The organism is Pantoea sp. K16 (assembly GCF_048452805.1).
Taxonomy (GTDB): domain Bacteria; phylum Pseudomonadota; class Gammaproteobacteria; order Enterobacterales; family Enterobacteriaceae; genus Pantoea; species Pantoea agglomerans.
The window spans coordinates 164,327-189,228 of sequence record NZ_JBLWNV010000012.1; the positions used below are offsets into that span (position 1 = coordinate 164,327).

Consider the following 24,902-nt stretch of genomic DNA (forward strand, 5'->3'; position numbering starts at 1 on the left):
CGGGATCAGCGTTGAAATGAATCAGCCTAAGGTTGGCATACTGAATTCAGACACAGTCTGCTGACCGGATGGCCAGCGTACGGTGGCCGTTTTCATGCGGGTATAGAAACGCACGCCATCCGGTCCATGAACATTGAGCGCGCCAAACACTGAACGCTTCCAGCCGCCGAAGCTGTGGAACGCCATCGGCACCGGAACCGGCACGTTGACACCGACCATACCCGCTTCAACGTTCTGCACAAACTCACGTGCGGTGTGACCGTTGCTGGTGAAAATCGCGCTGCCGTTGCCGAATTCATGGCTGTTAACCAGTTGCAGCGCACTGTCGTAGTCCGGCGCGCGCATGATGCTCAGCACCGGCCCAAAAATCTCTTCACGCCAGATCACCATCTCAGAGGTGACATGATCAAACAGCGTGCCGCCGACGTAGTAACCTTCGGCGTGACCCGCAACCTGCACGTTACGACCATCGACCACCAGCTTCGCGCCTTCCTGCTCGCCTTTGTCGATGTAGCCCAGCACTTTCTTCTGGTGCGCCGCCGAAACGACCGGTCCCATCTCATTTTCATCAGCGCCCTGATTAATGCCAGGGCCGATGCGCAGCGCGTTCACCAGCGGAGTCAGACGGGCGATCAGCTTGTCGGCGGTATCATCGCCCACGGCGACCACAACCGGCAGCGCCATGCAGCGTTCACCAGCAGAGCCAAACGCACCGCCCATGATGGCGTTGACGGTGGCATCCAGATCGGCATCCGGCATAACGATAGCGTGGTTTTTCGCCGCGCCAAACGCCTGTACCCGCTTGCCGTGGGCGCTGGCGGTTTTATAGATATGCTCAGCCACGCCAGAAGAACCGACGAAGCTCACCGCGGCAATACGCGGATCTTTATAGAGTTGCTCAGCATCTTCATTGGAACTGTGTACGACGTTGAATACGCCATCGGGCAGGCCCGCTTCGGTCAGCAGTTCAGCCATACGCACTGCCGCGGAAGGATCCAGCGCCGGTGGCTTCAGCACAAAGGTGTTACCGCAGGCCAGGGCTATCGGGAACATCCACAGCGGTACCATCGCCGGGAAGTTAAACGGCGTAATGCCCGCCACGACGCCGACCGGTTGCATCAGCGAGTAGCTGTCAACGCCGCTGCCGACGTTCGGGGAATATTCGCCTTTGAGCAGATGGGGGATCCCGCAGGCAAACTCAATCACTTCGATGCCACGCGTCAGTTCACCCAGCGCATCAGACCAGACTTTGCCGTGCTCAGAGACAATCAGCGCCGCCAGCTCGTCACGGTGCTTCTCCATCAGGGCTTTGAAGTTGAACAGAACGCGGGCGCGACGCAGCGGCGAGGTTTTCGACCAGGCGGCAAAAGCGTCATGCGCGACACCAATCGCCTGGGCCACTTCATCAGCGGTACTTTGCGTCAGTTCACGTACCACTTTGCCGGTTGCCGGATCGTAAACAGGAATGGTTTCGTTGCTGGCGCTGAAAGTGGTTTTACCGCCAATAAAGTTACCTATGATTGTCATGATGTTGCCTCTTTAGATGGTTAAGTTCCCTGCAGACGGACCATGCGACCTGCCACACTGCCTGACCAGGCAAACCTGAAAGCGTGCTATGAAGCTATTACAGTGGAACAAATTTTTCAAATGGTTCTTTTTGGAAAATTTGATTTTAGCGGCACAGATCGCATTTTTCCTGCCACTTAGTCTCTCGCGGCATCACGATGACGGGAGGCCACTAATAGCGGCCAGCCTTAGCGCAGCAGGGTAATAGCCGGGGAGTGGTTTGGGCGTTTTACTGCGAAGTCGATCCAGCCTTTATGCATCGGGCTGAAACGGAATATGAAATTAATGCGAGGCTGATCTAATAATTTGCGTTTCATTATTCACTATTAATGAAATAAATGTTCTCTTTGGTCGCATCATCCTCCTGTCCCGGAGTCAGCGCATGGCCATCGATCCAACCCGTTTCTGTATCAACCGCAAAATTGCGCCCCGGCTCTCGCTGGAGGCATTTTTTCAGCTGGTCCAGCGTCTGGGGCTGAGCAAGGTTGAACTGCGTAATGACATGCCGGGCGGCAGCGTCACTGACGATCTCAGCACCGATCAGCTGCGCGCTCTGACCGACAGGTATCATATTGATATCATCACCATTAATGCGCTCTATCCGTTTAACCGCATTGATGACGCGCTACTGGCCCGGGCCGAAGCACTGTTACAGACAGCACAACAGATTGGTGCAAAGGCGCTGGTCATGTGTCCGCTGAATGAGGGGATAGCCGTGTCACCTCAGCAAACCCAGGCGGCGATGCAGCAGCTGGCCCCGCGCTTTGCCCACTATGGCATTCAGGGTCTGGTGGAGCCACTGGGTTTTCCGGTCAGCTCGCTGCGTTCGGCGGTACAAGCGCAGCAATTGATCGCCGCGGCGGACGTGCCCTTTAAGTTATTGCTGGATACCTTTCACCATCATCTCTATGAGCAGGCTGAGCAGGAGTTTCCAGCAGGCATTGATGTTAACCAGATCGGTCTGGTGCACCTTTCGGGCGTGGAAGATCGCCGTCCGACCGCAGAACTGACCGATGAAGAACGCATCATGCTGAGTGATAACGATGTACTGAAGAGCGTGGTGCAGGTGAAGCGGCTGGAGATGCTTGGCTATAAGGGCATTTATGCCTTTGAGCCTTTCTCCAGTCAGCTCAGCAACTGGACCCCTGCGGAGGTTGAACGCCAGATCCGCAACAGTATTGAACTGCTGCAAGCCTGAATCCTGTTCTGCGCTTTGCGCGCACCATTAATCGGTTTATCTGTGTCTGAAAAGACGTTCTGGCCCGCTGCTGGGCCATTTTTTTTATCCTGAAGAATCGTCTGCTGCCGGCAACACCGCCTGACGCCGCTGCATGCGCAGCGTGCAGAAAAAAGCGACGCAGACCAGCAGCGCCGTGAGCAGGTAGACGCGTGAGACCCCCGCATAAGTCATGATGAATCCGGCAAGTGGCCCGGTTATCCCCAGCGACAGATCCATAAAGGCGGTGTAGGTCGCCAGCGCGCTGCCCTGATTCTGCTGCGGCACCACTTTTACCGCCACCACGCCCAGCGCCGGGAATACCAGCGAGAACCCGGCACCGGTCAGAAATGCGCCCGCTTTTGCCATCCAGGGATCACCCGCTGCGGCCACCAGAAACAGTCCGGCGGCTTCAACCGCCAGGCAGATGCTGGCCACCCGCAGACCGCCGTGGCGGTTAATCGCATTCGGGAACAGCAGGCGCGCGCCGACGAAAGCGCCGCTGAACAGGGAGAGCGCAAAGGCGGCCCCTTCCCAGCCTTTATCCTGATAGAACAGGGTAATAAAGGTGGCAATGACACCGAAACCCGCCGAACCCATCGCCAGAATCGCACCAAAACCGGCGATTTTCCCCAGCACAGCACGAAACGGCAGGGGTCTGGCCCGGCTGGCTTTTACGGCCGGACGCGGCACCGCGCAGACGATGCCTACCACGCAGATAGCAACAATGACCAGCGACAGCCACAGCAGGCCACCCGCCCGGAATATCACCACGCCGAGCGGCGCACCAATCGCCATCGCGCCATAAGTGACAATGCCGTTCCAGGAGATAACCCGGCCAATGTGCAGCGAACCCACCCGCGCCACACCCCACAACGAGGTGCCGGTGCCGGTAAAACTCTGGCCCACGCCCAGAATCAAGCGGCCCACGCAGAGTAGCGTCAGGCTTAACAGCGGTGATTCGATGAGCGCCGCCAGCAAAATACACAACCCGCTGATCAGACAGCCCACCAGGCCGGTCACCACCACTTTCTTTGGCCCCCAGAGATCGGCATAGCGTCCGGCGTGTGGGCGGCTCAGCAGCGTCGCCACATATTGCAGGCTGATCACCAGGCCCGCCCAGAATGCGCTGAAGCCCAGCTGGTCATGCACCCATCCTGGCAATACCGCCAGCGGCAGACCGATAGTGAGATAGCTGGCAAAGTTGTAGGCCACGATAGAGAGGATCAGCAGAGAGATGTTCAGGTTTCCGGATGGGGTGTTCGGTTCCGCTGCAGGCTGTTCAGGCATGAGTCCTCGCGCTCGTATTTGGCTGAATGATAAGGTTTATCCTTTAACTATACCCGCTTTCACCACTGGTGCCTCTTAATGACACGGTTATCGGGCGGCTGCCCCTGCCCGCACGTGCAGCAGAAAGCCGGGTAAAAACCGGCACAATGGGGAGTTGCTGCTCTGGCGCGATAGCTGAGTGCTGTGGCGCTGATTACATCATCCACCTGCCACCACGCTTTACCGTTTCTCTGATAAATCAGATTGTTAATTTTGTTTCAGCTACACTTTCAACAGCCAAATTACGTTATGAGAGAGAGAATGAGCGAGCTGCAACGGGAAAAGATCGGACAAAATATTCTGATAAAACTGGCGATGCTGGTCATTATCCTCGCCGGGGTTCGGGCAGCGTCAGACATTCTGGTCCCGCTTCTGCTGGCGGCGTTCTTTGCCATTGTGCTGAATCCGCTGGTGACGATGCTGATGCGTCGTGGCTTCCGCCGTGGACTGGCGATTGGGCTGGTGATCACGGTGATCTTCTGCGCTCTCGTGCTGCTGGGTGCCATTATTGCCAGCTCAATGAGCGAGTTTTCCGATCTCTATCCGCAACTGCGCGCCACCATGGAGCAGAAAATGACGGTGCTGCAACATCTGGCGGCGGGCTTTCATCTTAATATTTCAACCGATGCGCTGGTACAGCGTTTCGATCCTAATACCATGATGAACCTGGCTACCGTGGCGCTGAGCGGCTTTTCCGGCGCGATGACCAATACCGTGCTCCTGGTGCTGACCGTGGTCTTTATGCTGTTTGAGGTCCATCACCTGCCCTATAAAATGCGCAACGCGCTGGTGAATCCGAAAATTCGCATCGCCGGACTGCATAAAGCGCTGAAAGGCGTCACGCACTATCTGGCGCTGAAAACCCTGGTGAGTCTGATAACCGGCATCGCGGTCTGGCTGAGTCTCTATCTGCTGGATGTGAAGTTTGCGCTGTTATGGGGTGTCGTAGCGTTTATCCTCAACTTTATTCCCAATATCGGCCCGATTATCGCCGGTATCCCGCCCTTCCTGCAGGCGTTGTTACTGAACAGCCTGTTTGATGCCGCGATGGTGGCGGCGCTGTTTACCGCGATTCATATGGTGTTTGGCAATATGCTGGAACCGCGCCTGATGGGGCGCGGTCTTGGCTTATCGACACTGGTGGTGTTTCTGTCGCTGGTATTCTGGGGCTGGCTGCTCGGTCCGGTCGGCATGCTGCTCTCGGTGCCGCTCACCAGCATTACTAAAATTCTGATGGAAACCACGCCAGGCGGCAGCCGTCTGGCGATTATGCTGGGCACCGGACGACCTAAGCGGGCACGGGCATTAACCAAGTAGCCGCTGCTGCACGTGCTGGAGATGGCTCTCCATCGCCTGACGGGCTGCTGCTTCATCGCCCGCCACAATCGCATTGGCGATCTGCTGATGGTCAGCGTTCATCTCCTGCGCGAAGCTGTTATCGGCATAATGGCGCTCCAGTCGCTGCACATGCGGGCTGTGGCGCCGGTTCCATAACTGCTCCAGCAGGTCGCGTAATACATCATTGCCGCTCATCTCACTGATAAGCAGATGGAAGCGCTTGTCCTGCTCCAGAAAGGCCGCGTCGTTTTCATTGTACTGCTGCAGTTCAGCGGTCAGCGCCAGCAGTGCTGCACGCTGAACGGTGGTGCCGTTACGTGCGGCAAATCCTGCCAGCATCCCTTCAAAGGCTTCACGCGCCTGCAACAGATCCTGCAGACTGCAGGTTTCGCTCTCCTGCGGAACCGCGGCCTGCGGCAGCGGCTGGGCGACGTAAACGCCGTTGCCAGTGCGGATATCGACCCAGCCGGTCATCTCCAGCGCAATCAATGCTTCACGCACTGATGAACGACTGACACCCAGCTGTTTTGCCAGCTCACGCTCCGGTGGCAGTAAACCACCTGCCACAAAGTCACCGCGCGTGATACCGGCCATGATGACGTTGGCGATCTGACGGTACAGGCGCTCGGTTTTTATTACTGGCAGCGTCATCACCCTCTCCTCTGATTGCACGTAAAAGCGATCTCTTCACCGATGCAGTTTGTCATGCTGCGATCCGGATCACGGCCCTGTTTTGTCCACTATCATACTCTTGGTCCAGCGGCCTGACCACTGGGCCACATCACAGTTGAGGAGTAAAAATGGAACATACATGGCGATGGTACGGCCCCAACGACCCGGTCTCACTGGATGATGCGCGTCAGGCGGGCGCGACCGGCATTGTGACGGCGCTGCACCATATCCCTAACGGCGAGGTGTGGCCGGTTGAGGAGATTAAAGCGCGTCAGGCACTGCTGGCGGAAAAAGGTCTGGTCTGGTCGGTGGTGGAGAGCATCCCGGTCCATGAGGCGATTAAAACCCAGCGTGGTGACTACCTTCGCTATATCGCCAATTATCAGCAGTCGATACGCAATCTGGCCGCCTGCGGCATTGATACCGTCTGCTACAACTTCATGCCGGTGCTGGACTGGACCCGAACCGACCTCGCCTGGACGCTGCCGGATGGCGCAAAAGCGCTGCGCTTCGACGCCGACGCTTTCGCGGCCTTCGAGCTTTATCTGTTGCAGCGTCCGGGAGCGGAACAGGATTACAGCCCAGCCGAGCAGCAGGCCGCCGCTCAGCGCTTTGCCGCCATGAGCGCAGAAGAGAAAAGCACTCTGGTGCGCAATATTATCGCCGGTCTGCCTGGCGCCGAAGAGGGTTACACCCTGGAGCAGTTTCAGGCGCAGCTGACGCAGTATGACGGCATCGACAAAGCGAAACTGCGCGAGCATATGGCGACCTTCCTGCGCGCCATTGTGCCGGTTGCGGAGGAAACGGGCGTTAAACTGGCGGTGCATCCGGATGACCCACCACGTCCTATTCTGGGCCTGCCACGCATTATTTCTACCCAGGAAGATATGCAGTGGCTGAAAGAAACCGTGGACAGTCTGCACAACGGTTTCTGTTTCTGTACCGGCTCCTATGGCGTGCGTGCCGACAATGCGCTGGTTGAGATGGCGGAAACCTATGCCGACCGCATTAACTTTATCCATCTGCGCGCCACAAAACGCGAGGCAAACCCGGCCAGCTTCCATGAAGCGGCGCATCTGGCGGGCGACGTCGATATGGTCGGCGTGATCAAGGTTATTCTGGCGGAAGAGCAGCGCCGCCGTCGGGCGGGCAACCTGCGGGCGATTCCCATGCGTCCCGATCACGGCCATCAGATGCTGGACGACCTGCATAAGCGCACCAATCCCGGTTATTCCGCCATTGGCCGCCTGAAAGGCCTTGCCGAACTGCGCGGCGTTGAAGTAGCGCTGAAACAGATCTATTTTGCCGATTAAATAAAACGTCCTGCCCTGCGCCCGCCCTGTGACGGGCCAGGGTCTCTCCTGGCCACTGCGGCGGATCGGCCTTCTGCCCTGCCTCCCGTTTTCACCTGATTGTTTTGCTGCATCGCAACGAAAACCAAACAACCTGTCAAAAAATGCAATGTCTGGTCGATAATTGACCTTAGTCAGTTCTCCTGATCGCAAAAACGCTAATCTGCACCGCCCGGAGAGATGCTATGCTGCGCCACTGATCAGCACCTCCGCATAACACCAATAATACTCAGAGGATTCAGCGGTGCCGCTACTGAAACGAAAACGCGACTACGCCAGGCTGGTGATTATTATTTCCGGCGTGCTGCCTCTGATTATTGGCATTTTTTTCACCGCCCTGGATGCGCGCCACACCGTGCATCAGCAGCAGGTCACCGCGGCGAATACGCTGTTATCTCAGGCTGAAAGAATGAGCGACAGCGCCTGGGATATGATTACCGTGCTGCGCCAGTTTCATCATCAGCCCTGCAGCCGGATTGAAAACCAGTTGCAGCGCATTGGCTCGCTAAACCCCTATTTTCGTGCGATCGGTAAAATGGAGCAGGATCACATCGCCTGCTCGTCGGTGTATGGTTCACGCCCAGGCCTGCTGAAAGAGATGATCATGCGCGACGCGCCGGTTACCGGAAAAGCCTGGTGGAGTCTGTCCATTGCCGGAACAACGGGCGTACCGGACCGTCCGGCCGTGATTTTTATGCGCGATTTGCCCGATGGCGAGGGATTCTGGGCAGTGATTGATGGCCAGTATCTGATCGATTTTATGCGCGCGATCAGCAGCAGCCATCTCTATCATTTCAGCATGACGTTCAGCGGCGGCGCGCCGATCTCGTTTGGCGATCCACACATCGCCGCGTCCAGCTGGTTTGAACCCATGATTTATCAGGCCCTCTCCCACCGCTATCCGCTCTCTGTCACCCTCATTGCCTCACCCTCTGAACTGATCTCGGCCTGGCGTCAGGTGATGTTTATCATCATGCCGATGGCCGCTATCTTCTCTATTCTGCTGATGATGCTGATGGCGAACTGGCTGAAACGGCGTATTTCATGGCGCGATGAGATTCGCCGGGCCATCACCAGCGGCCAGTTCAGGGCGCACTATCAGCCGGTCTATGACAACCGGCTGCAACGCTGCAGCGGCGCTGAAGCCCTGCTGCGCTGGACAACGCCCGACGGTAAAGGCGTGCGGCCAGATATTTTTATCGGCGCAGCAGAAGCGGAAGGCATGATTGTGCCGCTGACCCGCCATCTGCTCGATTTAATTGCAGAGGATGTGCAGGCGTGGCAGGTTGAGCCCCATTTCCACCTGGCCATTAACGTGGCGGCGGATCATCTGCAGCATCCTGACTTTGTCGACGATATGCTGCAGTTTGCCGAACGGATCAAAGATAAGCAGTTCCTGATTACCCTGGAGCTGACCGAACGCAGCCTGATCAAAGATGGCGCTGAGGTGGCACGCAAGCTGGAGCAGTTACGTGGTTGCGGAATGAAGGTCGCGATTGATGATTTTGGGACCGGTCACTGTTCGCTGAGCTATTTACAGACCTTCACGATAGATTATCTGAAAATCGATCGCGGCTTTATCAACGCGATTGAATCCCTGGAGGGCAGAACGCCGGTGCTGGACGCGATTATCCAGCTCAGCCATGAGCTTGAGCTGGAGGTGCTGGGAGAAGGCGTTGAGACCGCGTTACAGTTCAGCTATCTGCAACGGCGCGGCGTGGTCTTTATCCAGGGCTATTATTATGCCCGCCCGATGGACAACACGGCGCTGGTTGCCTGGCTGACCGATCGGGGCGAACAGCCGATTGAACGGGAGCTGGCTCTTCAGACCCGGCAGGAACCCGACGTCTGAACCAGAGCAGATGGCAGCTGAACCGCCAGTCGAGCCACATTCACTCATCTTTCTGCTCTCCGCCCTGTGATGCAAAGCGGATAGCCGCTTCCGGTGCCAGCATGGCCCGTAACTTCCTCCTCTTTGCCCCTGTTTTGCTGAAAAAAACGGCGGTCGTCACGCTCAGTGATAATTTTTTTGCGGTTGCAAACAGCTCGATTTGTTGTAAAAACAGGCCGGATGTAGCCCAAACATGACAGATATCACACAAAAACGGTATACTCTGTCGCTGTTCGCAATAATCACAACAGTAATTATTGTGTCTGCCGGCGCATAAACAGTGCTTATTTACGGCTATGCTTAAATTTCTCAACGCAGCGGTCTGAACGACTCACACCCGGCTCGCGCCGTTGAGGACTTTCGTGTTCCAATACAGGGTAATTCTATGAAATTGCGTAGGAAGCGTGTAAAACCAATTGGGATCGATGATGTGACTATCATCGATGATACCCGTTTACGTAAAGCCATCACCGCGGCCTCTCTGGGCAACGCGATGGAGTGGTTCGACTTCGGTGTTTACGGCTTTGTGGCCTATGCGCTGGGTAAGGTCTTTTTCCCGGACGTTTCACCGGGCGTTCAGATGATAGCGGCGCTCGCCACTTTCTCTGTTCCTTTCCTGATTCGCCCGCTGGGTGGACTGTTCTTCGGTATGCTGGGCGACAAATATGGTCGTCAGAAAATCCTCTCCATCACCATCATCATCATGTCGGTCAGTACCTTCTGTATCGGCCTGATACCGTCCTACGCCTCCATCGGCATCTGGGCACCTATTCTGCTGCTGTTAGCGAAGATGGCTCAGGGCTTCTCGGTGGGCGGTGAATATACCGGCGCCTCAATCTTTGTGGCCGAATATTCGCCTGACCGTAAACGCGGCTTTATGGGAAGCTGGCTCGACTTTGGTTCGATTGCGGGCTTCGTGCTCGGTGCGGGCCTGGTGGTGCTGATTTCTTCCATTATAGGAGAAGAGAGTTTCCTTGAGTGGGGCTGGCGTCTGCCGTTCTTCGTCGCGCTGCCGCTGGGAATTATCGGTCTTTACCTGCGTCATGCGCTGGAAGAGACCCCGGCATTCCAGCAGCACGTAGACAAATTGGAACAGGGCGACCGCGAAGGCCTGCAGGATGGTCCACAGGTATCGTTTAAAGAGATTGCGACCAAACACTGGCGCAGCCTGCTCTCCTGTGTCGGTCTGGTTATCGCCACTAACGTCACCTACTACATGTTGCTGACGTACATGCCGAGCTACCTGTCACATAACCTGCACTACAGCGAAGACCACGGTGTGATGATTATCATCGCCATCATGATCGGTATGCTGTTTGTCCAGCCAATGATCGGCATGATGAGTGACCGTTTCGGCCGTCGTCCGTTTGTCATCATCGGCAGTATCGCCCTGATGATCTTCGCGATTCCCGCCTTTATGATGATCAACAGTGGCGTACTCGGACTGATTTTTGGTGGTCTGCTGCTGCTGGCGGTGATCCTCAACGCCTTTACTGGCGTAATGGCCTCTTCACTGCCTGCGATGTTCCCGACGCACATCCGCTACAGTGCGCTGGCGAGTGCGTTTAACATCTCGGTACTGGTTGCCGGTCTGACGCCAACGCTGGCTGCCTGGCTGGTAGAAACGACCAATAACCTCTACATGCCAGCCTACTATCTGATGGTGGTGGCAGTGATTGGTCTGATTACCGGTCTGTACATGAAAGAAACTGCCAACAAGCCCCTGAAAGGCGCGACACCGGCGGCTTCTGATATGGAAGAAGCGCGCGAAATCCTGCAGGAACATCACGATAACATCGAGCACAAAATCGAAGATATCGACGAAGAGATCTCCCGTCTGGAAGCGAAACGTAAAAACCTGGTGCAGCAGCATCCGGATATCAACGAGTAATCGTTCTGCTCTCCCGCCGCCCGGCGGGAGAGTTCTTTTCCCCCTCTCTTACCGCACACAAACCTTCATCCCTCGCGGGCAAAGGGAGTAAACTGTTGTCACTTTTTTCACCTGCGTAAGAATGAAAATGTCTGATTATTCCCTTATCCAGCGCCCAAGAAGATTGCGCGCCAGCGCCTCAATGCGTGAAATGTTCCAGGAGTCCTCACTGAGCCTGAACGATCTGGCTCTGCCCATCTTTGTTGAAGAAGAAGTCGACGATTACAAAGCGATTCAGGCGATGCCTGGCGTGATGCGTATTCCGGAAAAACGTCTCGCCTATGAAATTGAGCGCATCGCCAAAGCGGGTATCCGCTCGGTGATGACCTTCGGTATTTCGCACCACACCGATGCCACCGGCAGCGATGCCTGGAACGAGAACGGTCTGGTGGCACGTATGTCCCGCATCTGCAAAGATACCGTGCCAGAAATGATCGTGATGTCTGACACCTGCTTCTGTGAATACACCAGCCACGGCCACTGTGGCGTGTTGTGTGATCACGGCGTCGATAACGATGCTACCCTGGAAAACCTGGGTAAGCAGGCCGTCGTTGCCGCAGCAGCCGGTGCGGATTTCATCGCCCCGTCAGCGGCGATGGATGGTCAGGTTGAGGCGATTCGCCGGGCACTGGACGCCGCGGGCTTCACTCAGACCGCCATCATGTCTTACTCCACCAAATTCGCCTCCTCGTTTTACGGCCCGTTCCGTGAAGCGGCCGGAACGGCGCTAAAAGGCGACCGTAAAACCTACCAGATGAATCCGATGAACCGCCGTGAAGCGATCCGTGAATCGCTGCTCGACGCGGCACAGGGCGCGGATTCACTGATGGTGAAACCGGCAGGTGCTTATCTGGATATCCTGCGCGATATCCGTGAACGTACCGAATTGCCGCTGGCGGCTTATCAGGTGAGTGGTGAATACGCGATGATCAAATTTGCCGCTCAGGCCGGTGCCATTGATGAACGCAATGTGGTGCTGGAAAGCCTGGGTGCGATTAAACGCGCCGGTGCAGACCTGATTTTCAGCTATTTCGCCCTTGATCTCGCCGAACAAAAAGTGCTCTGATCCCCTCCTTATAAAGAGCGTGATGGCTATGTCACGCTCTTCTTCTTCGCCGTAAGGCAAACACCAGAACCTGGCTTGAGCTAAAAAAATAAAGGGCTCTGTGATGAAAGCACCTGAAATCGCTGCCGACGAGGCACAACGTTTATCGCAGTTGCGTGCGCTGAACATAATGAACACACCAGCGGAAGAACGATTTGATCGTTTAACCCGTCTGGCGCGCCGCCTGTATGACGTTCCTATCGCGTTAGTCAGCCTGCTGGAAGCTGACCATCAGTGGTTTAAATCCGCTCAGGGCTATGAACCCGCAGGATCTCCCCGCGACATCTCGTTTTGCGGCCATGCCATCCTGCAGGATGAGATCATGATCGTTGAAGATGCCGCAGAAGATGAACGTTTTTATGATAATCCGCTGGTTACCGGCGAACCGCACATCCGCTTTTATGCCGGCTGTCCGCTGCGGGCACCGGGCGGCGCTAAAATGGGTACCCTCTGTATCATTGGTCGTGAACCGCGTCAGTTTAATGAAGAGGATCAGGCCACGATGCGCGACCTGGCCGCCATGGCCGAAGCGGAACTGGTCGCCTTTCAGACTGCCACCTGTGATGAACTGACGCAGATCACCAATCGTCGCGGCTTTATGACGCTGGGACAGATGGTGCTGAACGAGTGCCGACTGAAAAACCGGCCTGCCTGCCTGACCTTTCTCGATCTCGACAAATTTAAGCAGATTAATGACACGCTGGGCCACCGCGAAGGCGACCGGGCGCTGATGGACTTTGCCGATGCGATGAAAGTGGTGTTTAAGCATTCGGATCTGTTTGCCCGTCTGGGCGGCGATGAGTTTGTGGTGCTGTTTAATGGTCTGCAGCAGCAGCAGAGCGAAGCGCTGCTCCTGCAGTTTGACCGTTATCTGCAACAGCAATCAGTCAGTCTGAACCGCCGTTACCGCCTGCAATTCTCGTCCGGCGTCGTGGAGTTTGACGCGGCGCATCCGCAATCGCTGGAGCAGTTGCTGCACGACAGCGATGAGCAGATGTACCTCAGTAAAAAGCAGAAACGCGTGGCGATCTAAGGTCAGGCGCCGCAGCGCCTGACGGTTCAGGGACGCGCCAGATCGTCGAGCAGCGTCTGGTTAAATTTTGCCGGCTCTTCCATTTGCGGCGCGTGTCCCATACCGGGGAATTCGATTAAGCGCGCCCCCGGAATGCGTTTTGCGACCTCTTTCCCCAGTACCGCGTAATCACCCAGCCGGGCTTTCACCTCTGCCGGAGCGATATCACTGCCGATGGCAGTCGTGTCTGAGGTGCCGATCATCAGCGTGGTGGGCACTTTCAGATCGCCGAATTCATAAAATACGGGCTGAGTGAAGATCATGTCGTAGATTAAGGCGGAGTTCCACGCCACCTTCTGGTGCCCTGGCCCACTGTTGAGTCCGGCCAGCATATCAACCCACTTGTCATATTCGGGTTTCCAGCGACCGACATAGTAGGTCTGCTGCTCATACTTCTTAATGCCCTCTGCGCTGAGTTTGAGTTCGCGCTGATACCATTGATCCACGGATCGCCACGGTGCGCCTTTGGCTTTCCAGTCCTCCAGCCCGATCGGGTTAACCAGCACCAGCTTCTGTGTCTGTTCCGGGTACATCAGCGCATAACGTGTTGCCAGCATCCCGCCAGTGGAGTGACCCATAATCACCGCCTTCTTCACACCCAGCCGGGTGAGCAACTGATGGGTGTTATCTGCCAGCTGCTGAAAACTGTACTGGTAACTGGCTGGCTTAGTGGAGCTGCAGAAGCCAATCTGGTCGGGCGCGATAACGCGATATCCCTGCTGACTGAGTGCGCGAATGGTCTCTTCCCAGGTCGCGCCACAGAAGTTTTTACCGTGCATCAGCACCACGGTTTCGCCGTTGGCTCGTTGCGCCGGTTTCACATCCATATAGCCCATGCTCAGCGGCTGCTGCTGGGATTTAAAATCAAAATGCTGCAACGGATAGGGGTATTGAAATCCTTCCAGCTGTTCGCCATACACACCAGCGGCACTGGCCGGTGCATGAGCAAATAACGCCAGCGAGGTGAGCAAGGCGGCAAGCGGTTTTTTCAGCGCGTATGTCGGGCTCATCCGGGGGGTTCTCCAGGTTAAAGGTGAGCCGTAAGCCTGGCATGTCGCAGCCAAAAATCTATTGATGTGCCGTGCTATAGCCGTGATGACAGAGACTCCGGCAGGGTAAACCGTGAGTCTGGCTGCGGACCCACACCTCGTTTTGATTACTGTCCCGCGGAATCACTTATTCATTCACCTACAATTACCAACAGATTAATCACAATTCATCTTTTTTATTAATAACACCCCCTCAAATGAATATCTTCAGAGATAACGATTAAAATCCTGAAAAATCTTTACGCAAAGAATAAGCACATTAAGATAAATATTTTAGAATCTTCTTAAATCAAACAGGGGGTTCTATGAACGAAAATAAATATAACGAAAGCGTGATCGTCTCTATCACTGAGTGGATTAATAATAATCTGGACCAGCGTTTAAGCGTTGATGATATTGCAGAAAAGGCGGGTTACTCTAAGTGGTATTTACAGAAACTTTTTGCCCGTTATCATAATGAAACCCTGGCGCGATATATTCGTAAGAAAAAGCTTAACGCCAGTGTTCATGATTTAAAAAACAGCCGCACGCCCATCATCAGCCTGGCGCTGAAATACCATTTTGAAAGCCAGCAATCTTTTACCCGATCTTTTAAGCAGATTATGGGTTGCACGCCGAGCGTCTGCCGTAAACGTCTGATAAAGGACGAGGCAAAGCAGCAGCTGGACGACGTTGATGATCCCTGTGCGTTGTGCAGTTACGGTCGGGCGGAAAGCATAAAGCAGAGCTGTGGCGTAACACTCCGGCCTGTTACGCGCTCAGCGCGCGGATATGCGCCGGCAGACGCTTTCCGCGATCCAGGTTAATCAGGATTCATCCGGCTGATAATATTGCACACCAATCTTAATACGCTCACGTCCCTGGGTGACGCGATGACGATTGGTGTCGCGCAGTGAATAGACACAGCCACAATATTCCTGCTGATAGAAACTCTCGCGCTTGCTGATTTCAATCATGCGCGACGACCCGCCGCCTTTACGCCAGTTAAAATCCCAGTACATCAGATCCGGATACGCCGCCGCTGCGCGGACTCCGCAGCTGTTAATCTGCTTCATATCTTTCCAGCGCGAAATACCCAGGCAACTGGTCATCACCGGAAAGCCGTTCTCATGGGCATAGAGTGCCGTACGTTCAAAGCGCATATCAAAGCACATGGTGCAGCGTTCACCCCGTTCCGGTGACCACTCCAGGCCGCGCGCCCGCTCAAACCAGTTATCCCGGTCATAGTCCGCATCAATAAACGGCACACCAAATTTTTCGGCAAAGCGAATATTCTCCTCTTTACGCAGCTCATACTCTTTGAGCGGATGAATATTCGGGTTGTAGAAATAGATCGTGTATTCAATGCCGGATGCCAGCATCGCTTCCATCACCTCCCCCGAGCAGGGTGCGCAACAGGAGTGCAGCAGGACTTTTTTATGACCGCCCGGCAGAGGCAGCGGCTGACGCTGGAAAGGTTCAGACATAAGCACCTTCAATCAATAGCAGTAAAGCGGCAGTGTAATGCCGCAGGCGGGCAGTTGCAAAACCTGACCTGACGCGCCCTGTTTTGCGTAATCGTGCCCCGGCCGCGGTTTCCCTCTCCTGAACCAACCCGCTGATCTCTGATGCTTTCTAATCGAGGCAATGCTGTGTAGCACCGGTGATAGCCGGAAGTGTGATCGCCCCCACACTGGCATCGACTATGTTTACATAACATTAACAATATTGACACTGAACCCCCGCAAGGAGACTCGCATGGTCGCGGCAAAAAAATCGGGAAATCAACAGAACCGCTTTACCTGGTTCGTCTGTTTTATGGCTGCGCTGTCCGGCCTGCTGTTTGGTCTGGATATCGGCGTCATTGCAGGTGCCTTGCCGTTTCTGGCGAAGGATTTGCAGATCACTAACCATCAGCAGGAGTGGGTAGTGAGTTCGATGATGTTTGGCGCGGCGCTGGGCGCACTGGCGGCGGGCTGGATGTCATCAAAGCTGGGACGCAAGAAAAGTATGCTGGCGGGGGCGACGCTGTTTGTCATTGGCTCGCTTTGGTCAGCCTTCTCACCGGATGTGGAGTCGCTGGTCTGTGCCCGCGTGATGCTGGGTCTGGCGGTTGGGATCGCCTCTTACACCGCGCCACTCTATCTGGCGGAGATTGCGCCTGAACGTATTCGTGGCTCAATGATTTCGATGTACCAGCTGATGCTGACCACCGGCATTGTCGTGGCCTATCTCTCCGACACCGCGTTCAGCTACAGCGGTAACTGGCGCGGGATGCTCGGCGTGATCGCCATTCCGGCGGTGATCCTGTTTATCGGCGTGCTGTTTCTGCCCAACAGTCCGCGCTGGCTGGCGGCGCACGGACGCTTTAACGAGGCGCAGCGGGTGCTGGATCGGCTGCGTAACAGCAGCGAACAGGCCCGGGAGGAGCTGGAAGAGATCCGGGAAAGCCTGCAGGTGAAGCAGCGCGGCTGGTCGCTGTTCCGTTCTAATGGCAATTTCCGCCGCGCGGTGTGGCTGGGTATGCTGCTACAGGTTATGCAGCAGTTTACCGGCATGAATGTGGTGATGTATTACGCGCCTAAAATCTTCAACATCGCCGGCTTCTCCAGCACCAGTGAGCAGATGTGGGGCACGGTGATTGTCGGGCTGGTCAATATGCTGGCCACGCTGATTGCGATCTTCTTTGTCGATCGCTGGGGTCGCAAGCCGATGCTCACCACCAGTTTTCTGGTGATGGCGGTTGGCATGGGCGTGCTGGGAACGCTATTGCACATCGGCGTTGAAACAGATTTCCGCAAATACTTTGCTGTCGCGATGCTGCTGATGTTTATCGTCGGCTTTGCGATGGCGGCCGGACCGGTGATCTGGCTGCTCTGTTCAGAGATTCAGCCACTGAAAGGGCGTGATTTCGGCATTACCGCCTCCACCACCACTAACTGGGTCGGCAATATGATTGTTGGCGCCACCTTCCTGACCATGCTGGATCAGCTGGGTAATGCCAACACCTTCTGGTTCTACGGCGCGCTCAACCTGGTGTTTATCGTGCTGACGCTGATGCTGGTACCGGAGACCAAACATGTGACGCTGGAGCACATTGAACGCAATCTGATGAAGGGTAAAGCGCTGCGTGACATCGGGGCGTAACCGCCCCGCTTCAGCCTACCACTGCAGTTGCTGGCCGGCGTAATCGACATAGTGATGACCACCGCGACCGCGCCACTGGATCAGCTGCTGGACGATACCGGCGGCACTCTCTTCTGCCGTCAGGGGCGCACTCTCGCCGCCCATATCCGTTTTCACCCAGCCGGGATGCAGCGTCAGCAGCGTCCCGCTCTGCGCTTCCACTGCCGTAGTCAGCGTGCGGCTCAGCATATTCAGTGCGGCTTTGCTGGCCGAGTAAATCGGCATCTGCGCCTCCGGATTTTCATTCAGGCTGCCGAGCTGAGATGAGGTCAGCGCCAGCACGCCTTCCTGTTTCAGCAGCGGCAACAGGATCTCTGCGCTGCGAACCGGGGCTATCGCATTGGTCAGGAACAGCTGCGCCAGCGCCTGATCGTCACTCTGCGACACTTTCTGGTGCGCAGGCCCGGAAATCCCGGCGTTAATCAGAATTGCATCGAACGACTTGCCACTGAGCTGGCTGGCAAACTGTTGAACCGCTGATGAGTGGGTCATATCCAGCGAATGCCAGTGAATGTCTGGCCGGTTACCCTGTTCCGGGATGCCACTGCGATGCGTGGCCGTGACCTGCCAGCCCTCATCGGCAAAGGCCTGTGCCACCGCGAGACCGATACCGCGTGAAGCACCAATAATCAGAACCTCTTTTTGCTGAGCCATATTCATTCCTCGTTGATTGTCTCGTCACAAGCTTAACGGTAAATCTGCCCAGGCAGCGGCCAGTTGTGCTTTTTAGCCAGACGACCGCACTGCAGGTAAAACCCCACGGCGTAGCGCTGTTGATGGCTTTCCATCATTAAATCGCTTTATCTTTTACTTTTAACCGGTTAGAAGAGATAAACAGTCTGACAGGCAGCAGTCAATTTGCCATTTTCGCATGGAGTCTGAATGAAAAAGCTCACCTTAGAGGTGGTGGCAAAAATGGCAGGCGTCGGGATTGCGACGGTCGATCGGGTGCTGAATGAGCGCGGCGGCGTCTCCCTGGAGACCAGCCGTAAAGTCCTGAAAGCCGCACGCGAAGTGGGGCTGAAGCGTCTGCTGCCAGAGGAGTACCAGCATCCGTGGCAGATTGAGGTGTTCCTCAGCAATAACGGCTCATCCTTTTTTCAACAGCTCACCACCCATTTCAGCGAGGTCGCCAGTCAGCTTGGCTATCGCCGCCTGAAACTACACAAAACCCTGGTGGCCGAAGCGCAGCCTGAGCAGCTGGCGCAAAGCATTATCGCCCGCAGCAGCACCCGCGACGGCATCATTGTTTTTGCGCATGACTCGCCGCCCATCTATCGGGCACTGGCGCTGTGCCGCAGCCGCAATGTGCCGGTGATCACCATCGTCACCGATCTGCCCGATGCCGACCGCTTGTGTCATGTTGGTATCGACCAGTATCAGGCGGGACGCACAGCCGGACTGCTGATGAGTAAGACAGTGAACCAGCCCGGCGACATTCTGATGGTCAGTGGCCGTTTTGATTACCGCGCCCATCGTCAGCGCATCGCGGGATTTCGTGAGGCCATGGAACAGCGCGCGCCGCAGCGTCATCTGCGTGAAGTGCTGTCGGGTCAGGATCAGCGGGAAACCATCCGCAGTGAACTGGCTCGCCATCTGCGTCCGTCGCAGGCAATTGCAGGGGTCTATAACACCGGCATGGGGAATAGTGATGTCAGCGACACCCTGCGCGCCCACCAGCTGCTGGGTAAATGCACCTACATCACCCATGAGCTTTATGATGTCACCCGCCAGCTACTGCTGAACGATGAAGTGGCTTTTACCCTGGATCAGCATGCTCAGCAGCATGCCCGTTTAGCGATTGATCTGATGCTGAGTCATCTCGAAACCGGCTATCAGCCAGATGTCTATCAGGCGGGGAAAGTGGCCTTTCGGCTGTTTACGGCGGAAAATATGGTGTGAGGTGGAAACTGTTTCCCCTGATGAAGCGCTGTCATTAAGGGAAACAGATTGGGCTCGATTAACCCGCGGCATCCCGGCTTTTATCGTCCGGGCTGTCCGCATCGTCATTACCCTGGCTCTTCTCCACTTCCTGCGGATGTCCCATCGAAAGCGCAGCCGCACTGGCCGGGTCGAACAGCGACAGACTCTCAATCTGGTCAACCATGATCACTTTACGGAACGACATCGCATCTTTGGGTTTCGAGTCGAGCGTGATGTCGTGCTCGGCGTACCACTTGCTGTAGTTATGTTCCACCGCCAACTTCAGCGTCTTGCTGTCGCGATATCCGCTCAGCATCGGGATCAGCACGATATTTTTGGTGCTCTCATATTCAAAAGTCGAAGCATGGATCATGCCGATGTAAATGCGGCGCGACTTCATTGTAATCCACGCCAGTTCGCCCTCTTCCATGCACTGAAATAACAGTTGCTCCACACCATTAGAGCGTGACAGCTGCTGATAGAGGTCTTTACGACCGGAGACGTTCAGTCGTGCACTGCCTGCCCAGTTTGAGCGGTAAAGGCAGAGAAGAATGGCAAAGGTGAGCATGATCACCACCGGAGCCTGGATGCCCAGGAAACTCCAGTTCATAAACTCCACCTGCCACTTCAGGTGGACGCCGGGGATCATCTGGACGGCGTTGGCGATGCCGGAGATACAGAGCAGCACCAGCCAGATGATACCGGTCGCAAACACACCCTGCAGGACGAAAATACAACCGTAAAGCGCGACCAGGAAATAGACATCCCAGCCCGACGAACGACGGATTTTAAAGCGGCTGTTCAAATCACGGCTGGTGTACCAGTAACCACTGACCATCAACACCATAAATATTGCGGTACCCACCTCACACTCCCTTTAACGTATTCACGTGGCGGGCAAAATCTTCATGGACTTCCTCGCTCAGCGTGTTGACCGAGATATTGCCGTTTTCATCAATAATGATGCGCTCACCTTCAGCGATCGAGTCGTTGATATCCTGACGGGTCATGATCTGCAGAAACTTATCCGGACTGGCAAAGACCGACTTAACAAATTTAAACATAGCGATCCACTTGTTGGCCTTAAAATTGAAGTATGTGACCGAATCCACACTCTCGCCTGTTTAATTTCGGGTGAAATTTCTTAAAATCAATTAATTAGCGAAGCGGTAGTCACCTTGCCCATGCCGTTTTCCGCTGAAATCTTCAACGTAACCAGCAGCATGGCGTAGCAGCATCGTATTTTTACCGTGCAGGTCTGCAACGACGTCACATCGCCTCTCTGCCAGGAAGCGCTAAGCTCATTGGTTAGCCGCTTTCTGTCACCCTGTCTGAAACGCATCGAGGAATGTTTGCATGAAACTACGAACACTGGGCCGTACCGGTCAGCGCGTCTCCGAAATTGGCTTTGGCGCATGGGCCATTGGCGGAACCTGGGGGGAAGTGAGCATGGAGGATGCCAAAGCCGCGCTGAATGCTGCGCTGGATGCGGGCATTACCTTTATTGATACCGCCGATGTCTATGGCGATGGCCGTTCCGAAAAAATCATCGCAGAGGTGCTGAATCAGCGCGGCGGTGAACGTCCGTTTGTGGCAACCAAGCTGGGGCGTCGCCTCTCGCCACACGTGGCTGAGGGTTACAATGCTGAAAACCTCAACGCCTTTATTGATCGTTCACGCGAGAACCTGCAAACCGACACGCTGGATTTAGTGCAGCTGCATTGCCCGCCGACCGAGGTCTACTACAACCCGGACGTCTTTGCGGTGATGGATGAGATGGTCGCTGCCGGAAAAATCCGTCACTACGGTGTCTCCGTTGAGAAAGTTGAAGAAGGTCTGAAGGCGCTGGAGTTTCCAAACGTCTCGTCAATTCAGCTGATCTACAACATTTTCCGCCAGCGTCCGGCTGAACTGCTGCTGCGTGAAGCGAAACGCCGTGATGTGGCGATCATCGCCCGTGTGCCGCTGGCGTCGGGCCTGCTGACCGGCAAAATGCGTGCCGACAGCGTGTTTGCCGCTGACGACCACCGCACCTTTAATCGTAATGGCGAAGCGTTCGATAAAGGCGAGACCTTTTCCGGCGTACCTTATGAGGTGGCGCTGGAGGCGGTTGAAGAGATTCGCCGCTTTGTCACTGGCGACACCACCATGGCGATGTTTGCCCTGCGCTGGATCCTGATGAACGAAGATGTCAGCGTAGTGATCCCTGGCGCGAAAAACCGCGAACAGGCTGAAGCCAATGCCCGCGCCAGCGATGTCGATGCGCTCTCTGCAGATACGATGGCGGCGCTGAAGCAGATCTATCAGGAGAAGATCGCGCCTCACGTGCATCAGCGCTGGTAAGCGCCTTACAACGCCTGGGCGCAGGCCCAGGCTGAACTCCACGCCCACTGGAAGTTATAGCCGCCCAGCCAGCCGGTGACATCAGCCACTTCACCAATAAAGTAAAGTCCCGGCACCGCACGCGCCTCCATCGTTTTCGAGGAGAGCTGTGTGGTATCCACGCCGCCCAGTGTCACTTCAGCAGTTCGATATCCCTCGGTACCGTTTGGCTGAATGCGCCAGGCGTGCAGCGTCTGCGCCAGCTCGGTTTGCTGTTTGCTGTTAAGTTGCTTCAGAGTGATATCCGGCACCACCTTCAGCGCCTGCAATACTTCCACCAGACGCTTCGGCAGGATTTTCGCCAGGCTGTTCTTCAGGCTGAGATTCGGGTGTGCTTCACGCTGCGCCGTCAGAAACGCCTCAAGCGGCGTGGCAGGCGACAGATCGATGGTGACGAATTCTCCGGGTAGCCAGTAGCTGGAGATTTGTAACACCGCCGGGCCGGAGAGGCCGCGGTGGGTAAACAGCATCGCCTCTTTGAAGCGGGTGCCATCCTGCGCATCGATAGTGGTCTCCAGCGCGACGCCTGACAGCGTCTGCAACTGCTCCAGCAGCGGCTTGTGCAGGGTAAAGGGCACCAGCGCCGCCCGCGTCGGAAAGACGCTCAGCCCGAACTGCTCCGCTATTTTATAGCCAAACGGCGTGGCGCCCAGGCCTGGCATCGACAGACCGCCGCTGGCGATGACCAGCTTCTCCGCCTGAACCGTGCTGCCGTTAAGTTGCAGGGTATAGCCGCTTTCATCGCGCGCCACGCTGAGCACTTCACTGCGCAGCCGCAGGGTGACATTGCCCTTGTCACATTCGGCCAGCAGCAGATCGACAATCTGCTGGGCGGAGTCGTCGCAGAAGAGCTGGCCCAGGGTTTTCTCATGCCAGGCGATGCCGTGGCGATTAACCAGATCGATAAAATCCCACTGGGTATAACGCGCCAGCGCCGATTTACAGAAATGAGGATTGTGCGACAGATACGCCGCCGGTTCGGTGTAGAGATTGGTGAAGTTGCAGCGGCCACCGCCAGACATCAGAATTTTACGTCCCGGCTTTTTGCCGTTATCCAGCAGTAACACGCGGCGTCCCCGCTGCCCGGCCTGGGCGGCGCAGAACAGCCCTGCGGCACCGGCACCAATGATGATAACGTCAAACTGTTCCACTACGACTCGCTCACTTAACTGGAAAGGCGCAGATTGTAGTGATCTGCTCACTGAGACGCCAGCGTCAAAAAAATGCCGCAAATGTGTCATATTGTATCTGTCTAATATCTAACCCTTTTTCTCTGAGTTACCCTTACGCCTTACATCGAAAGGTTAAATTAGCGCTATATTTTCCTTTCCCATACAGCACGTTGTCGCGGATAATGCGCCGCGTTCATGTCCTCCAAAAATGGCGTAACGTTTATGCTACATCTGTTTGCTGGTCTAGACCTCAGTACTAGCCTGTTATTGGTTCTTGCCCTGCTGTTTGTATTGTTTTACGAAGCGATCAACGGTTTCCACGACACGGCCAACGCAGTTGCGACGGTCATCTATACGCGTGCCATGCGTGCCCAGCTTGCTGTGGTCATGGCGGGTGTATTTAACTTCCTTGGCGTGCTGCTCGGTGGATTGAGTGTCGCTTACGCTATTGTTCATATGCTTCCCACCGATCTGTTGTTAAACGTTGGATCGGCTCACGGTCTCGCCATGGTGTTTTCTATGCTGCTGGCGGCGATTATCTGGAACCTCGGCACCTGGTATCTCGGTCTGCCAGCCTCCAGCTCCCATACGCTGATCGGCGCCATTATCGGTATCGGTCTGACCAACGCCCTGATGAGCGGAACCTCGGTGGTTGATGCGCTCAACATCCCGAAAGTGCTGAACATCTTCCTTTCTCTGATCCTGTCGCCGATTGTCGGCCTGGTGATGGCGGGCGGCTTAATCTTTATACTGCGTCGCTACTGGAGCAATACCAAAAAGCGTGCGCGTATTCATATGACGCCTGCTGACCGTGAGAAGATCGACGGCAAGAAAAAGCCGCCGTTCTGGACCCGTATCGCCCTGATTGTTTCGGCAATTGGCGTGAGTTACTCCCACGGTGCGAATGACGGTCAGAAAGGGATCGGCCTGATCATGCTGGTCCTGATTGGCGTGGCACCTGCCGGTTTCGTGGTGAATATGAATGCCTCCGGTTACGACATCACGCGAACCCGCGATGCGGTCAATCACCTGGAGCAGTATTATCAGCAGCATAACGCCTCGCTGACCCATATCATCCAGATGGCACCGCCTAAGCTGCCAACGCCGGAAGAAGTGCCAGCAACCAGCCCGCAGGAGTTCCACTGTGACAGCGCGCGCGCATTACAGGCGGTACAGGGTGCGCAGGTGTTGCTGAATAACCTGCAGAGCTACGATCAGCTGACGGTTGATCAGCGCGGTCAGATGCGTCGTCTGCTGCTGTGTATCTCCGATACCGCCGATAAAGCGGCTCGTCTGCAGGAAACCTCGCCAGATGACAAACGCTTCCTCAATAAGCTGAAAAGCGACCTGCTTGGCACCATCGAGTATGCGCCTATCTGGATTATTGTGGCCGTCGCGCTGGCGCTGGGCATCGGCACCATGATTGGCTGGCGTCGTGTTGCCACCACCATTGGTGAGAAGATTGGTAAAAAAGGCATGACCTATGCGCAGGGAATGTCAGCGCAGGTGACAGCAGCGCTGTCGATTGGCGTCGCCAGCTATACCGGCATGCCCGTCTCCACCACGCATATCCTCTCTTCATCGGTTGCCGGTACCATGCTGGTCGACGGTGGCGGCCTGCAGAGCCGGACCATCAAGAACATCGCCATGGCGTGGATCTTCACCCTGCCGGTCTGTATTCTGCTGTCAGGTTCGCTCTACTGGATTGCCTTAAAACTGGTGTGATGCCAGCTAAAAAAA

21 protein-coding genes are annotated in these 24,902 nt (G+C 55.7%); 12 read left to right on the forward strand and 9 right to left on the reverse strand.

What is annotated here, in order from left to right; translation table 11 throughout:
- Positions 1–21 precede the first annotated feature (21 nt).
- A complete protein-coding gene (locus ACK13D_RS16860) occupies positions 22–1,527 on the reverse strand; it encodes a CoA-acylating methylmalonate-semialdehyde dehydrogenase (RefSeq protein WP_010671520.1) in 1,506 nt (501 codons plus the stop codon).
- Between the two features lie 421 nt (positions 1,528–1,948).
- Here ACK13D_RS16860 and ACK13D_RS16865 point away from each other — a divergent pair, with 421 nt between their 5' ends.
- Positions 1,949–2,764 carry a TIM barrel protein gene (locus tag ACK13D_RS16865; RefSeq protein WP_089414985.1) on the forward strand — a complete coding sequence of 272 codons (816 nt, stop codon included), beginning with the start codon at positions 1,949–1,951 and terminating at the stop codon, positions 2,762–2,764.
- An 84-nt stretch (positions 2,765–2,848) separates the two neighbouring features.
- Here ACK13D_RS16865 and ACK13D_RS16870 read toward each other — a convergent pair whose 3' ends face one another.
- Positions 2,849–4,072: an MFS transporter gene (locus ACK13D_RS16870; protein ID WP_033773075.1), complete on the reverse strand. Its 1,224-nt coding sequence runs from the start codon at positions 4,070–4,072 to the stop codon at positions 2,849–2,851.
- Positions 4,073–4,372: 300 nt separating this feature from the next.
- Between ACK13D_RS16870 and ACK13D_RS16875 the strand changes: the two genes are divergently transcribed.
- On the forward strand, positions 4,373–5,428 hold the full coding sequence (locus tag ACK13D_RS16875; RefSeq protein ID WP_010253354.1) for an AI-2E family transporter: 1,056 nt from the start codon (positions 4,373–4,375) through the stop codon (positions 5,426–5,428).
- On the opposite strand, the gene ACK13D_RS16880 is transcribed toward ACK13D_RS16875, so the two are convergent.
- Complete coding sequence (locus tag ACK13D_RS16880; protein ID WP_010253357.1) at positions 5,417–6,100, reverse strand: FadR/GntR family transcriptional regulator; 684 nt, start codon at positions 6,098–6,100, stop codon at positions 5,417–5,419. The two genes, ACK13D_RS16875 and ACK13D_RS16880, sit on opposite strands and share 12 nt — an antisense overlap.
- Positions 6,101–6,249: 149 nt before the next feature.
- Here ACK13D_RS16880 and uxuA point away from each other — a divergent pair, with 149 nt between their 5' ends.
- The 5 genes from uxuA (at position 6,250) to ACK13D_RS16905 (ending at position 13,432) form a co-directional block, all read left to right on the forward strand.
- Positions 6,250–7,434, forward strand: a complete 1,185-nt coding sequence (gene uxuA / locus ACK13D_RS16885) for a mannonate dehydratase (RefSeq protein WP_033768013.1) — start codon at positions 6,250–6,252, stop codon at positions 7,432–7,434.
- Positions 7,435–7,717: 283 nt separating this feature from the next.
- Positions 7,718–9,325, forward strand: a complete 1,608-nt coding sequence (locus ACK13D_RS16890; RefSeq protein ID WP_158131310.1) for an EAL domain-containing protein — start codon at positions 7,718–7,720, stop codon at positions 9,323–9,325.
- Between the two features lie 424 nt (positions 9,326–9,749).
- Positions 9,750–11,255, forward strand: a complete 1,506-nt coding sequence (gene proP / locus ACK13D_RS16895) for a glycine betaine/L-proline transporter ProP (RefSeq protein WP_010253365.1) — start codon at positions 9,750–9,752, stop codon at positions 11,253–11,255.
- Between the two features lie 127 nt (positions 11,256–11,382).
- Positions 11,383–12,360 carry a porphobilinogen synthase gene (hemB, locus tag ACK13D_RS16900; protein ID WP_010671515.1) on the forward strand — a complete coding sequence of 326 codons (978 nt, stop codon included), beginning with the start codon at positions 11,383–11,385 and terminating at the stop codon, positions 12,358–12,360.
- A gap of 103 nt (positions 12,361–12,463) precedes the next feature.
- Positions 12,464–13,432 (forward strand): GGDEF domain-containing protein, encoded by a 969-nt coding sequence (locus ACK13D_RS16905; protein ID WP_010253370.1) that lies wholly within the window; start codon positions 12,464–12,466, stop codon positions 13,430–13,432.
- A gap of 26 nt (positions 13,433–13,458) precedes the next feature.
- Here the strand turns inward: ACK13D_RS16905 and ACK13D_RS16910 are convergent, their stop codons facing one another.
- Positions 13,459–14,481, reverse strand: coding sequence for an alpha/beta fold hydrolase (locus ACK13D_RS16910; RefSeq protein ID WP_033759078.1), 1,023 nt, complete (start codon positions 14,479–14,481; stop codon positions 13,459–13,461).
- Positions 14,482–14,825: 344 nt separating this feature from the next.
- Between ACK13D_RS16910 and ACK13D_RS16915 the strand changes: the two genes are divergently transcribed.
- The gene (locus ACK13D_RS16915; RefSeq protein WP_418796915.1) at positions 14,826–15,326 is read left to right on the forward strand and encodes a helix-turn-helix domain-containing protein; all 501 of its coding nucleotides are present in this window, start codon (positions 14,826–14,828) and stop codon (positions 15,324–15,326) included.
- On the opposite strand, the gene ACK13D_RS16920 is transcribed toward ACK13D_RS16915, so the two are convergent.
- Complete coding sequence (locus ACK13D_RS16920) at positions 15,327–15,986, reverse strand: epoxyqueuosine reductase QueH (protein WP_010253376.1); 660 nt, start codon at positions 15,984–15,986, stop codon at positions 15,327–15,329.
- Between the two features lie 271 nt (positions 15,987–16,257).
- Here ACK13D_RS16920 and ACK13D_RS16925 point away from each other — a divergent pair, with 271 nt between their 5' ends.
- Positions 16,258–17,646 carry a sugar porter family MFS transporter gene (locus ACK13D_RS16925; RefSeq protein WP_010253379.1) on the forward strand — a complete coding sequence of 463 codons (1,389 nt, stop codon included), beginning with the start codon at positions 16,258–16,260 and terminating at the stop codon, positions 17,644–17,646.
- 15 nt (positions 17,647–17,661) lie between these two features.
- On the opposite strand, the gene ACK13D_RS16930 is transcribed toward ACK13D_RS16925, so the two are convergent.
- Positions 17,662–18,339 (reverse strand): SDR family oxidoreductase, encoded by a 678-nt coding sequence (locus tag ACK13D_RS16930; RefSeq protein ID WP_010671511.1) that lies wholly within the window; start codon positions 18,337–18,339, stop codon positions 17,662–17,664.
- Positions 18,340–18,567: 228 nt separating this feature from the next.
- On the opposite strand from ACK13D_RS16930, the gene ACK13D_RS16935 reads away from it, so the two are divergent.
- On the forward strand, positions 18,568–19,587 hold the full coding sequence (locus tag ACK13D_RS16935) for a LacI family DNA-binding transcriptional regulator (protein ID WP_010253385.1): 1,020 nt from the start codon (positions 18,568–18,570) through the stop codon (positions 19,585–19,587).
- 58 nt (positions 19,588–19,645) lie between these two features.
- Here the strand turns inward: ACK13D_RS16935 and ACK13D_RS16940 are convergent, their stop codons facing one another.
- Positions 19,646–20,473: a hypothetical protein gene (locus ACK13D_RS16940; RefSeq protein ID WP_010253387.1), complete on the reverse strand. Its 828-nt coding sequence runs from the start codon at positions 20,471–20,473 to the stop codon at positions 19,646–19,648.
- A 1-nt stretch (position 20,474) separates the two neighbouring features.
- Positions 20,475–20,672: a hypothetical protein gene (locus ACK13D_RS16945; RefSeq protein WP_010253388.1), complete on the reverse strand. Its 198-nt coding sequence runs from the start codon at positions 20,670–20,672 to the stop codon at positions 20,475–20,477.
- Between the two features lie 292 nt (positions 20,673–20,964).
- Between ACK13D_RS16945 and ACK13D_RS16950 the strand changes: the two genes are divergently transcribed.
- A complete protein-coding gene (locus ACK13D_RS16950; RefSeq protein WP_010253389.1) occupies positions 20,965–21,951 on the forward strand; it encodes an aldo/keto reductase in 987 nt (328 codons plus the stop codon).
- 5 nt (positions 21,952–21,956) lie between these two features.
- On the opposite strand, the gene ACK13D_RS16955 is transcribed toward ACK13D_RS16950, so the two are convergent.
- The gene (locus ACK13D_RS16955; protein WP_010671506.1) at positions 21,957–23,141 is read right to left on the reverse strand and encodes a BaiN/RdsA family NAD(P)/FAD-dependent oxidoreductase; all 1,185 of its coding nucleotides are present in this window, start codon (positions 23,139–23,141) and stop codon (positions 21,957–21,959) included.
- A 243-nt stretch (positions 23,142–23,384) separates the two neighbouring features.
- Between ACK13D_RS16955 and pitA the strand changes: the two genes are divergently transcribed.
- The gene (pitA, locus tag ACK13D_RS16960) at positions 23,385–24,887 is read left to right on the forward strand and encodes an inorganic phosphate transporter PitA (RefSeq protein ID WP_010253391.1); all 1,503 of its coding nucleotides are present in this window, start codon (positions 23,385–23,387) and stop codon (positions 24,885–24,887) included.
- Positions 24,888–24,902 lie beyond the last annotated feature (15 nt).